The sequence below is a fragment of the Vibrio tasmaniensis genome (assembly GCF_024347635.1).
In the GTDB taxonomy this organism is placed as follows: Bacteria; Pseudomonadota; Gammaproteobacteria; order Enterobacterales; family Vibrionaceae; genus Vibrio; species Vibrio tasmaniensis.
In genome coordinates this window covers 521314-533176 of record NZ_AP025511.1, presented here as the reverse complement: position 1 = coordinate 533176, position 11863 = coordinate 521314, and the positions used below count along the sequence as shown (strand labels likewise).

At 44.6% G+C, this 11863-nt stretch carries 9 protein-coding genes; 4 read left to right on the top strand and 5 right to left on the bottom strand.

Features of this window, described 5'->3' with window-relative positions; all coding sequences use genetic code 11:
- Positions 1-32 precede the first annotated feature (32 nt).
- The 3 genes from OCV44_RS16675 (at position 33) to OCV44_RS16665 (ending at position 4091) form a co-directional block, all read left to right on the top strand.
- Entirely contained in the window at positions 33-1223 is a 1191-nt protein-coding gene (locus tag OCV44_RS16675; RefSeq protein WP_139683730.1) for a glycerate kinase, read from the top strand.
- 284 nt (positions 1224-1507) lie between these two features.
- Positions 1508-2959 carry a catalase gene (locus OCV44_RS16670; protein ID WP_139683731.1) on the top strand — a complete coding sequence of 484 codons (1452 nt, stop codon included), beginning with the start codon at positions 1508-1510 and terminating at the stop codon, positions 2957-2959.
- A gap of 259 nt (positions 2960-3218) precedes the next feature.
- Complete coding sequence (locus OCV44_RS16665) at positions 3219-4091, top strand: patatin-like phospholipase family protein (RefSeq protein WP_139683732.1); 873 nt, start codon at positions 3219-3221, stop codon at positions 4089-4091.
- Between the two features lie 147 nt (positions 4092-4238).
- Here OCV44_RS16665 and OCV44_RS16660 read toward each other — a convergent pair whose 3' ends face one another.
- The 5 genes from OCV44_RS16660 to OCV44_RS16640 form a co-directional block, all read right to left on the bottom strand.
- Positions 4239-5234, bottom strand: coding sequence for a 2-hydroxyacid dehydrogenase (locus OCV44_RS16660; protein ID WP_139683733.1), 996 nt, complete (start codon positions 5232-5234; stop codon positions 4239-4241).
- A 223-nt stretch (positions 5235-5457) separates the two neighbouring features.
- Positions 5458-5790 (bottom strand): DUF1971 domain-containing protein, encoded by a 333-nt coding sequence (locus OCV44_RS16655; protein ID WP_139683734.1) that lies wholly within the window; start codon positions 5788-5790, stop codon positions 5458-5460.
- 67 nt (positions 5791-5857) lie between these two features.
- Positions 5858-6661 carry a ferredoxin--NADP reductase gene (locus OCV44_RS16650; protein ID WP_139683735.1) on the bottom strand — a complete coding sequence of 268 codons (804 nt, stop codon included), beginning with the start codon at positions 6659-6661 and terminating at the stop codon, positions 5858-5860.
- Positions 6662-7063: 402 nt separating this feature from the next.
- The gene (locus OCV44_RS16645; protein WP_139683736.1) at positions 7064-10198 is read right to left on the bottom strand and encodes an efflux RND transporter permease subunit; all 3135 of its coding nucleotides are present in this window, start codon (positions 10196-10198) and stop codon (positions 7064-7066) included.
- 9 nt (positions 10199-10207) lie between these two features.
- Positions 10208-10990: an efflux RND transporter periplasmic adaptor subunit gene (locus tag OCV44_RS16640; protein WP_139683737.1), complete on the bottom strand. Its 783-nt coding sequence runs from the start codon at positions 10988-10990 to the stop codon at positions 10208-10210.
- 188 nt (positions 10991-11178) lie between these two features.
- On the opposite strand from OCV44_RS16640, the gene OCV44_RS16635 reads away from it, so the two are divergent.
- A complete protein-coding gene (locus OCV44_RS16635; RefSeq protein WP_139683777.1) occupies positions 11179-11859 on the top strand; it encodes a response regulator transcription factor in 681 nt (226 codons plus the stop codon).
- Positions 11860-11863: the final 4 nt, after the last annotated feature.

Genomic DNA, 11863 nt, shown 5'->3' with positions numbered 1-11863 from the left:
ACAAAACTTAATTTTCTTTTGGATCGATCAGTATGAAAATTGTTATTGCACCAGACTCGTTTAAAGAATCTTTATCGGCGGTATCGGTGGCGGCGTGTATTGAAAAGGGCTTTCGTGAAATCTTTCCTGACGCTGACTATGTGACTTTACCTCTGGCCGATGGTGGCGAAGGTACGGTAGATGTATTGCTACAAGGTTTAGCAGGACAAAAGCGAACAAATAAAGTCCAAGGGCCATTGGGAGCATTGATTAGTGCTGAATGGGCGATGCTTGAACCATCCGATCGTAACCCCAACAAAACGGCATTGATTGAAATTGCTGCCGCATCTGGTTTGGATTTATTGACACCAGAGCAGCGTGATCCTTTGGTTGCTTCTTCTTTTGGTACCGGACAGCTGATATTAGAAGCTATAGAGCAGGGTGCTCAAACCATCATTCTTGGATTGGGTGGCAGTGCGACCAATGATGGTGGTGCGGGTATTGTTCAAGCTCTAGGTGGGCGCTTGTTAGATAGTAAAGGGCAAGATAGGAATGGACAAGAGCTTGGCCGAGGTGGGGCTGCATTAGCGGATTTAGCATCTATTGATCTTACTGGCGTAGATTTGCGCTGCGCTGATGTCGATTTGATTTTGGCGTGTGATGTTGATAACCCATTGTGTGGCGATAAGGGTGCCAGCTATATATTTGGCCCACAAAAAGGAGCGACACCTGACCAAGTTGTGATGCTTGATACTGCGCTTGCGAACTTCGCTCAAGTTGCAGAAACGCAAGGTTATCTCGGTGGCGATGAGCCTGTTTACAAGCGCGTGGGTTATGGCGCAGCTGGTGGCACGCCGATGGGGCTTGGTTTGCTATTCAATATCCAAATTAAATCTGGCATTGAGATGGTACTCGATGTTTTGCAAGCCGATGACGTGTTGAAAGGTGCCGACCTTGTGATTACTGGTGAAGGTCAAATGGACAATCAAACTCTGCAAGGAAAAACACCTTACGGCATCGCTAAACGTGCGAGCTTACAAGGTATTCCGACGATAGGTATTGCTGGGTCACTGGGAACAGAAGTAGAAGCGCTTTACGGTGAAATGAGCAGCTTATTCGGGACGGTAAGATCGCCACAAACTTTGGCAAAAGTATTACAAGAGGCGGAGCTTAACTTAACAAGAACGGCAAGAAATATCGCAGCGACTTTACGGTTAGGTCACAAAATATCGCAAAATCAGTGAGTTGTTATAAGAGTTAGTGAACTCAAACTTTGATTGCAATGTTATCTAACCTTATGATTATTATACTGTAAATATTACTATCAATATTAAATGATTATGATTTAGATCATTAATTTGATAGGTTTTATCCATGATCACGATAATTACAAACGATTATATTTTACTTTGAGTCAGGCTTATTCTATATCCTTAATTGCTGCGTGGTTTTGTGTGATGAATAACCACCATACAGAAGTGAAGGTGCAGCAAAGACGCTGTACCTAAAAGGTAATAAGGAATTGATGATGAGTAAAAAACTAACTACAGCTGCGGGTTGTCCTGTTGCTCATAACCAGAATGTTCAAACTGCGGGTAAACGCGGTCCTCAACTGCTTCAAGATGTTTGGTTTTTAGAAAAAATGGCGCATTTCGACCGCGAAGTCATTCCAGAGCGTCGTATGCACGCGAAAGGTTCAGGCGCTTACGGTACATTTACCGTTACACACGACATCACAAAGTACACCAAGGCAAAATTGTTCTCTGAAGTGGGCAAAAAAACCGACTTGTTTGCTCGTTTTACGACAGTAGCGGGCGAGCGTGGCGCGGCTGATGCAGAGCGTGATATCCGTGGTTTTGCATTGAAGTTCTATACCGAAGAAGGTAACTGGGACATGGTGGGTAACAACACGCCCGTGTTCTTCTTACGTGACCCTCTTAAATTCCCAGATCTAAACCATGCAGTGAAACGCGACCCGCGCACCAACATGCGTAGCGCGAAGAACAACTGGGATTTCTGGACCTCTCTACCTGAAGCGCTTCACCAAATCACCATCGTGATGAGTGATCGTGGTATCCCTGCGACTTACCGTCATATGCATGGTTTTGGTAGCCACACGTTCAGCTTTATTAACGCAGACAACGAACGTTTCTGGGTTAAGTTCCACTTCAAATCTCAGCAAGGTATTAAGAACTTGTCTGATGCAGAAGCCGGACAATTGATCGGTAATGATCGCGAAAGCCACCAACGCGATTTGCTAGACAGCATCGACAATCAAGATTTCCCTAAATGGACACTGAAAGTACAAGTGATGCCAGAAGCGGATGCTGCGAAAGTGTCTTATAACCCGTTCGATTTGACTAAGATTTGGCCACATGCGGATTACCCATTAATTGAAGTGGGTGAGTTTGAATTGAACCGCAACCCACAAAACTTCTTCGCTGAAGTTGAGCAGTCGGCATTCAACCCTGCAAACGTGGTTCCGGGTATCAGCTTCTCACCAGACAAGATGCTGCAAGGTCGCTTGTTTGCTTACGGTGATGCACAACGTTACCGTTTAGGTGTCAACCATCAGCACATCCCAGTGAACGCGCCTCGTTGCCCTGTACACAGTTACCACCGTGATGGTGCGATGCGTGTTGATGGTAACTTTGGTAGCACACTAGGCTATGAGCCAAACAACGAAGGCCAATGGGCAGAGCAACCAGACTTTGCAGAGCCAGCATTGAACCTAGATGGTGCTGCAGCGCACTGGGACCACCGCGAAGATGAAGATTACTTCTCGCAACCGGGTGACTTGTTCCGTTTGATGACACCAGAAAAACAAGCAATTTTGTTTGATAACACAGCGCGTAACCTAGGCGGCGTGCCTAAAGAGATTCAACTGCGTCACCTAAGACACTGTTACAAAGCCGATCCAGCTTACGGTGAAGGCATTGGTAAACTGCTTGAAATCGATGTGAGTGAATTCAAGTCGTAATCAATAAGCTTGATTAGTTAATCGAAAGGCCGTTGAGTGAATCACTCGATGGCCTTTTTTGATCCCTGTTCTAAATAAACAAATAAACAAATAAACAAATAAACAAATAAATAAGTAATTAAGCTATTAAGCTATTGAATCTTAGGCTATTACCTAATGATAGTTTTTACCTATCAAATTGATAAAAACATCCCATTATCTTTATTAAATGGACGGGATTATCCTACAGCTATCAGTTTATAAAGTAATAGAGTTTGAGATGAGTAAAAGCGCATTAATCGTTGAAGGTGGGGCAATGAGAGGCATCTTCGCTGCCGGAGTGTTAGACGCCTTTATGCAAGACGATTTCCGCCCTTATGATTTTGCTATTGGCGTATCAGCGGGTGTGTCGAACCTTGTTGGTTACTTATCTCAAGCTCCGAAGCGTAGCTACAACGTGATCACCACGATGGCAACCGACAAGACCTTCTTTAACCCTGCTCGCTTTGCCAAAGGGGGAAATTTGGTCGACGTTAAGTGGTTGTGGGATGAATCTAATCAACGCTATCCACTCGATTGCGGTGAGCTGTTCTCAAGTGTTCCCTTGATTGCTGCTGTAACCAACGTCGATACTGGCAGTGCGGATTATTATCATATCAAGCCAGAAAACCTATCTAATGTGGTTGAAGCGACAACGGCGCTACCTATCGCTTACCGTGAGACACCGTGTTTCTCGGGTGGTTGCTATACCGATGGTGGTGTCGCGGATTCAATTCCGGTTCGTGAAGCCTATCGTCGTGGTGCACGTGACATTACTGTGATTCTATCTCACCCACTTAGCTACCGAATGAAACCGCAGAAGTATCAGTGGATGCTGAAAAAGCTGTTAAAGAAATTCCCAAACATTGCTGAGTCGATGGCGGTACGTGCTGAAAACTACAACCAATCTTTAGAGTTCATTCGTAACCCTCCAAAAGATGCGACCATCAAGGTGATTGCGCCGCCAGAAGCGTTTGCGGTGAAGCGATTAACCATGGATCAAACTGTCTTGAATGCAGGTTATGAAATGGGCGTGAAGGCTGGTGCAGAGCATCTAGCTATTCGCAAAGGCGTTTATGGTTTGGATGTCGAGGATTGTCATTTCTGCGTTTAGAGCTGTTTTTGAATACTAGATAAACGAAAAAGCCACGCTGTTCACTTAGGACTAGCGTGGCTTGATATTTTAGAAAACGATCTTTTATTAAAAAACCTGTTACTAAAACGGTCTGTTATTAAAGCAGTCTGCTATTAATTCAGCCCGTTATTCGACTAATTCGTTGCCGCTGGTGTTGCCTGTAAAGAAGGCATCAACACTGGTTAGCGTTGTATTGGCGATGTTGAACAAAGCATCTTTAGTTAAGAAGGCTTGGTGACCAGTGAACAATACGTTGTGACAAGCGGATAGGCGACGGAATACGTCATCCACAATCACATCGTTAGATTTATCTTGGAAGAACAGCTCTTTCTCGTTGTCGTAGACATCAAGGCCAAGCGCACCAATCTTGCTTTGTTTGAGCGCTTCAATTGCGGCTGTCGAATCAAGCAGCTCACCGCGACTGGTGTTGACGATCATCACACCATCTTTCATTTTGCCAAATGCCGTTGCATCCAACAGGTGATAGTTCTCTTTGCTCATCGGGCAGTGCAGAGAAATCACGTCAGATTCTTGGTAAAGCTCGTCGAGTTCTACGTATTTAGCACCCAGCTCTTTTGCCAATGGGTTCGGGTACGGGTCGTAGCATAGGATGTTCATGCCTAAACCTTTCAGAATACGCATGGTCGCTAGGCCAATTTTTCCAGAGCCGATCACACCAACGGTTTTTCCGTGGAAGTTAAAGCCAACTAGTCCCTCAAGAGAGAAGTTCGCGTCACGAGTACGTTGGTATGCTTTGTGTAACTTGCGGTTCAAACACATCATCATACCGACCGTGTGTTCTGCTACAGACTCGGGAGAATAAGCAGGGACACGGACCACTTGCAGACCAAACTCTTTGGCTGCGTCTAAGTCGACTTTATCAAAGCCCGCGCAGCGCATCGCAATCAGCTTAGTGCCGCCTTTTGCTAGAATCTCTAGCACATCTCGCGATAGGTCGTCGTTTACAAACGCACAAACGACTTCGTTGTCGTGCGCCATTTTTGCTGTTGTTGTTGTGAGTCGAAAATCGTGAAAATGGAACTCGGCATTGAGTTCGCCTTTTGCAAGTTCAAATGATTTTTCGTCGTATGATTTTGAGCTAAAAAAAGCAATGTTGAGCATGGCTTCCTCTCTTACCTAAAATATAAATAATCCACTTATCCATTATCTGAAACGGGATTAAAACTAATAACTTTGTCCAGTGTGCTAGAGTTTTTTTGTCTTGTCTATCACCATTAGTCACTGTAATTACTATGGTTATTTGGTCTTCTATCATCACTTTTTGAACATCGAAAATCACACTACGAAGTAGCTTGCTTATAAGTTCATCAATATTGAATGGATCTTACTTTCGGGTGTTGAACATCTTCTTGGTCTCTTTTTCTGACCAGAAGTTAATGTTGAATTGTGCGTCGTCGCTCAGTTCTACTCGATGCCAATATTGAGGTGGGCTGGTGGCAAATTGCCCAGCTTCGATTGTGATAACGCTTTCTGGTTCTGTCGCGTCTGCATCCGCAAAACCATAGAAGGTGACGGTGCCTTCCATTACGCAGATCTGCCCAAAAACACCTTCAGCGGTATTGTGATGATTAAGCAATGCTGCTGGTGTGTTGTCTTTGGTGAAAAATGGCGTTGAGCGCTGAATTTTCCAATGTGATGGGATACGTAAATGACTCATATACAACCTCTTATCTGTCTGTATTTTGAATACAAGCTTTTAGCTTCAATTGAATTGATGACCGTGGTTACCAATAGTTCTCGCTACTAAATTGACCTGGCTTCTTACGTAAGTGTTTTTGTAATCCCAATGATGTTAGTGCTTCGCTCGTGTCTCGAACCATTTGGGGATTACCGCAAAGATAGAAGAAACTATGTCTTTGGTTGATAGCGAGAGACGAGGCTCGTTCAAGGTCGCCTCCAAGTAACAAGCTTGGGATTCGTCCGCGCAAAGTTCCGGTGACTGATTCTCTAGAAATAATTGGCACATACTTAAGTTTCCCCTGAAAGTGTTCAACGAGTTGATTGATTCGATCTTGATACGTGAGGTCTTGCTCTGTTCTTACAGCGTGAACCAGCACAAAGTTGTTGAACGACGCTGTTTTTTTGAAATCTACTTTGCCTTGTTGTTCTATCAACAGGCTTTCGAGCATAGAGATAAAAGGGCCCACGGCCGTTCCGGTTGAAAGCATCCATAGATCATCTGCGATCTCTGGGATCTCCTCTAATGTCATGAACCCAGTTGGGTCTTTACCGACAAAGATGTCGTCGCCTACCTTCAATTGATGAAGTTGAGGAGAGAGCTGACCGTTTTGATCCTTAACAATTAAAAACTCAAGCGACTGATGCCCGTGTTCGTGCTCTGGCGCATTCACCATTGAGTAAGCACGTCTAACAAACTCGCCTTCACTGTTACGTAGTCCTAGCTTAGTGAATTGCCCTGCTTGGTAGGGCGAGACTGGCGCACTGACTTGAAGCGAGAACAGTTGCTCTGTCCATTCGGTCTTGTGTACGACTTTTCCGGTTACTAAGCCATGAGGAATATCTGTCATATCATTACCTTTATTTAGAGAAGTTATCTCATTAAGGATACTCAACTATCTTACTTTTTGGAGTTGCATGTACTATGCCAATAATGAGAATGCTTATCAATACTGATTGTTTTGCTTTGTGTTGTGAATGTTTGAGTTAAATTGACATGGCCAGTTGAAAGTCATAATGACACGCAGGTGTTTTTTTTGTTTGTACAGTATAAAGACACGAAGTCCGTGGTGGATGAAACTTTTAGAGAATAGAGCGGCAGAGAGCAGGGGAGTGGAGTTAATCGTGATAGATAAAAAAAAAGAGCGCCACTACTTTAATTGCTTCAAAGTCGTGGCGCTCAAGGCAGTAAAATAAAATGGTGTAGATTCAGTGCCGCGCTATTTGCTAAGCGCGGCTTGATTAAGAGTAAACTAAGACTCCTTAGGTTGTGATTTTGCGAAACATAAGCCGTATAAACTAGGGATAACGAATAGGACGATTGGCAGTGAGAACAATAATCCGTAACCTAACGTTAATGACATTGGCCCCATGTAAACATCGGTACCCCCTAAGCCGTAAGCCAATGGTAGCAAGCCCACCACCGTTGTGATTGAGGTCAGTAAGATCGGTCGTAAACGGCTTACTGATGCCTCTATGATGGCCTCTACCACGGGATGGCCTTCCGCTCTTAGTTCATTAATTCGATTGATCAGCACCAGTGAGTTGTTAACCACCACACCTGTCATACCAAGCACGCCGATTAAGGCAAACATTGACAAAGCTTGCATGTGAACCACTAGAGCCATCAATGCAGCAATGACCGCAAACGGAATCACCGCCATAACCAGTAAAGGTTGAACCAATGAGTTGAACATAACTGCTAGTACAAAGTAGATCGCTATCATTGCTGCTGGGAACGCGACCAAAAAACCGCTCATGGTTTCATTGGTGCTTTCTGCTTCACCACCAATATCAATACTGACATTTTGTGAATATTGGCCTTGAAGTTCACTCAACATTTGATCCGACAGAACAACGGAGCTGACCGTGTCATCGGTGATCTGCGCCGTAACGGTGACTTCACGTTCTGCGTTGTAGTGTTTAATCATACGTGGTGCTTCAATTTGCTCGACTTTCGCCAAGCGGCTAAGAGGCACTTGGCGGCCATCAGGGGTGAAGATCTTAGTGGTAGCCAAACGTTGGATATCACGGTATTCCTTTTCCAGAATGACTCGAATATCGACCTCTTGATCGCCTAGCCATGTTGATGTCACTGAGTCGCCCTCAAAGGCTAAGCGCAGTGTGGTTGCTAAATCTGACACCGTCAGGTTGTATTTTGCTAACCATTCGTATTGAGGAACAATACTCAGTTGAGGATCTTTTAAGGCCTCATTATTGGTCACGCCAGCGATACCATGCTGTGTCGATAGCCATTCGCTTGCGATAGTGACGGCATGGTTACGTTCTTGTTCAGTACCACCTAACACTCGCATTTCAATGGGTTCGCCCGGAGGAGGTCCGCCTGCATCGACAGAGAATTTAACGAACATGTCTTGTTGAATATCTGCAAGCTGCGTGTTCAAGTCGACAATGATTTGGTCAGCGGTACGTGCTCGCTGCTCGTAACTCGTGAGTATTAACAAGCCTGTACTAACAGGGGACGCATAACTGAGGTTGTAAGATACTCTCTCATTACTTGGTAATGCGGCTATTGCTTCTTCTATCGCTAAATGCGCATCACGTACTTTATCTAATGGTGTGCCAGGGTCGACCTCGGTATAAATATCGATGTACTTGGCGGCTTCCGCTGGGAAAATATCGAGCTTAAGTGTGGTAACCAAGCCCGCAGACAAAGCACTGGCAACCAAGGCTCCTGCAATCACAGATTTCTTATATTGAATGCTCTTTGTAAGCCACGCTTTATAGGTACGGCTGACACCCGAAAAACGGTCTTTTTCTGAAGAATCATGGTTCTCGTTTTTGCTTTTTTTCGGTTCTAGAGCACCGCTTAAATGCGCAGGAAGCGTGAATGTACATTCTGCCAATGAAAACAGTAACGCAGCGATGACGGTTATTGGGATAACCACGACCACTTTACCCATGGTTCCCGGAATGAAGAACATCGGAATGAACACGAGTGCTGTGGTGGTTAAGCTCGCGATAATTGGTTTAATAACTTTCTGAGTACCTGAAATGGCGGCTTGCAGAGCGGTCTTACCTTGTTCTTTTTCTTGATAGATACTTTCAGCGACGATCACCGAGTCATCAACGATTATGCCGATCACCAGCAATAAAGCGGCGAGGGTAATACTGTCGAGGTTGAGCCCAACAGCTGGCAATACAATCATCACACCCAATATACAAAACGGGATCGACATCGAAACCCAGAATGCGACCTGACGCTTTAATATCAGACTAAGTACGGCTAACACGAGCACCAAGCCAATGGCACCGTTGGTCGATACAATTGAAAATTTGTCATTCATATCGTCGGCGAGGTTCAAGCCGTATTGGAAGTGGTATTGACCATCAACCTTAGCCTGTTCTTTTTCCAATAGCGCTTTTACGTTGTCTACAGTGGCTATGATGTCGGCACTGGCACTGTTGGTTATCGAAAACAGTACAGCTTCTTCACCATTGATTACGCCAAGCTGTGATGCTCTCGCAAATGTATCTTCAACGGTAGCGACGTCAGAAACCTTGATGACTGAACCATTGGGCAGCGCTTTGATGACGATATCTGCAATTTCTTGAGCACTATGCACTTGAGTCATGGTGACAATCTTTTGTTCATTGACCCAAGATTCGACTACACCTCCTGATTGAGAAAGGTTACGTCGATTAATTGCTTGGCTAACCTCGTCAAAAGTTAATTGGTAACGGCTGATTTTTTCTGGTGCGATTTCTACCCAAAACTCACGCTCGTTGTATCCAGACAAGCTCACGCTACTCACACCTGGAACTGCGTTAACTCGTTTCTCTAGTTGATATGCGTATTGCTGAAGGTTTTGTGCTTGTGTACTGTTCTCTAGTTCTAAGCTCTTTGACACCAAGTTCTCTGACATTAAGCTCTCAGAACTTGAGCTTTCTATCTCAAGGTTAGCACCGTCATTTTTTGCTGCAGCATTGAGGCTGACCCCAAAGGTGAGAACTTCAAAAGAAGATGTCACCTTTTGAGTGACCACAGGTGGCGCAGTGATATCTTTGGGTAAATTACTGACGCGATCGACGGCCTGCTGAATATCTCGCAGAACCTTTGCGGCATCTTCACCCGGCAGTAGTTCTGCCTCTATGTAGGAGATGCCATCACTGGATTGAGAGGAAAAGTAATTCAGCCCCTGTACGCTGCGCAGTTCTTTTTCGATGGGGTTGGTGATATTGAGTTCAATGTCTTGCGCTGTTGCGCCCGGATAGGAAGTTTCTATCTCGACCGTTTCAAAAGCAACATCCGGATATTCTTGTAACTTAAGGGTATACATTGAAGCGGCGCCGAGCATCAGTACCATGATAGTGACGATTCGAGCCAGAAAGCTGCGTTGTGCAAAATAAGCGATAATTGATGGCATAAGTGATTCCTATTGATTCAACGCGAATGCAGTAACCTTGGTCGATGCATGAATCGACATTCCAGGTTTGAGTGCGTGATCGGGATTACTGATGTCAATTTCTACTGGGTAGGCCATCGTTTGGCTATCCACTTCCACACCGATGCGATTAATTGTGGCAATGACTTTGGCTGCTGGATTAGCCTCAGCCCATAGCTCGATAGATTGCCCTACGTTAAGGTCATTGATGTCGTATTCGCTAGCAAGCAAACGCACCGTTAAGGTGTCGATATTCACTAGCTTGTAGAGTGGGTCGCCTTGATTTACCCAAGCGCCATTTTCTGCACTTCGGCTTACCACAAAGCCCTCGATGTCTGATGTGATAGAGGTGTCGGCTAAGTCTTGTTTTGCATTGCTCAATTCAATTTTTGCGAGTGTGAGTTTTGCTTTAGCACTCAAATAGTCGGCATTGGCGATGTCGAGTTCATTCTGAGAGAGACTATTTTTCTGGCGAAGTTCAACATAACGTTGGTATACAGATTGTTTGAGCTGCAAGTCGGCTTGAGCCAAAGCGAGGTTTGCCGTTTGGGTTGCAACAGCTAGGTCGAAGTCTTGTGTTTTTACTGCTGCAATCAATTGTCCTTTCTTAACGCTGTCTCCAGAGTCTAGATTTGCAACTTGCACGACTCCACTGACTTCGGCTACGACGTTGAGTGGTGATTTGCTGACGGTTTGTCCAATAAGATCAATAGCGTGTGCTGATGGTATGGCTACCGCATAAGTTAATAGGCAAGCAAGTAGTATTGGTTTCATAATCAATTCCCGATGTTTCAATAGGGATAGTATGAAATGGTCAATGTCGAGTTTATGTCAAAATGGATATGAAAGTGTGATGATCAACGTCGAATTTCATTGGTGTAGCTTATCGTTAAATTCGACATTAATTCGACCTAGGTTCATTATGATCTCAGTAGTGTGAATCGCAATAGAGCGAGTAGATGATGCTGTCAGGTAAACAAATTTTAATCGTTGAAGATAATGACGAGTTGCAGGGTATTTTGGCCGACTTTTTAGAAGTGAAAGGCGCAGAGGTCGATTTCGCTGACAATGGAGAGTTGGGCTTGAAGCTGGCGTTAGAAAATGAGTTTGATGCCATTATTCTCGATGTGATGATGCCAAAGAAAGACGGCATGCAGGTAGCTAAAGAGTTACGCGAGAACGGATGCAGTACACCAGTACTGATGCTTACGGCCTTAAACGGGCAAGAAGATTTGTTGAAAGGTTTCGAGAATGGCGTCGATGATTTTGTCAGTAAACCTTTTAACTTCCCGGAGCTCGAAGTTCGACTTAGTGCCCTGATTAAGCGCTATAGAGGAAATGTAACAGCAGGCAAGTTAACGTTTGGCGATCTTGAAATTGATGAAAAAACGAAAGCAGTTAGTCGTGCAGGGCAAAGGTTGATCACGACACCTATCATGTATCAAATACTGCACGCATTGGTCAAAGCCCAAGGAGAGGTGGTCTCTCGTGATGCATTGATTCATCTTTTATGGGGGGAAGATATCCCCGATAAGGATGTGTTGCGTAGCCACATTTATCTATTAAGGAATACTGTGGATAAATCATTTAAGCATTCAATGCTAAAAACGGTACCCAAGTTTGGCTATCGTCTTGAAAAGTAGCTCG

Excerpts from the sequence above, each read along its gene's own strand:
- OCV44_RS16660 (WP_139683733.1), bottom strand. The coding sequence starts at position 5,234 with ATGCTCAACATTGCTTTTTTTAGCTCAAAATCATACGACGAAAAATCA.
- OCV44_RS16655 (WP_139683734.1), bottom strand. The coding sequence starts at position 5,790 with ATGAGTCATTTACGTATCCCATCACATTGGAAAATTCAGCGCTCAACG.
- OCV44_RS16670 (WP_139683731.1), top strand. The coding sequence starts at position 1,508 with ATGAGTAAAAAACTAACTACAGCTGCGGGTTGTCCTGTTGCTCATAAC.
- OCV44_RS16675 (WP_139683730.1), top strand. The coding sequence starts at position 33 with ATGAAAATTGTTATTGCACCAGACTCGTTTAAAGAATCTTTATCGGCG.
- OCV44_RS16635 (WP_139683777.1), top strand. The coding sequence starts at position 11,179 with ATGCTGTCAGGTAAACAAATTTTAATCGTTGAAGATAATGACGAGTTG.
- OCV44_RS16650 (WP_139683735.1), bottom strand. The coding sequence starts at position 6,661 with ATGACAGATATTCCTCATGGCTTAGTAACCGGAAAAGTCGTACACAAG.
- OCV44_RS16640 (WP_139683737.1), bottom strand. The coding sequence starts at position 10,990 with ATGAAACCAATACTACTTGCTTGCCTATTAACTTATGCGGTAGCCATA.
- OCV44_RS16665 (WP_139683732.1), top strand. The coding sequence starts at position 3,219 with ATGAGTAAAAGCGCATTAATCGTTGAAGGTGGGGCAATGAGAGGCATC.
- OCV44_RS16645 (WP_139683736.1), bottom strand. The coding sequence starts at position 10,198 with ATGCCATCAATTATCGCTTATTTTGCACAACGCAGCTTTCTGGCTCGA.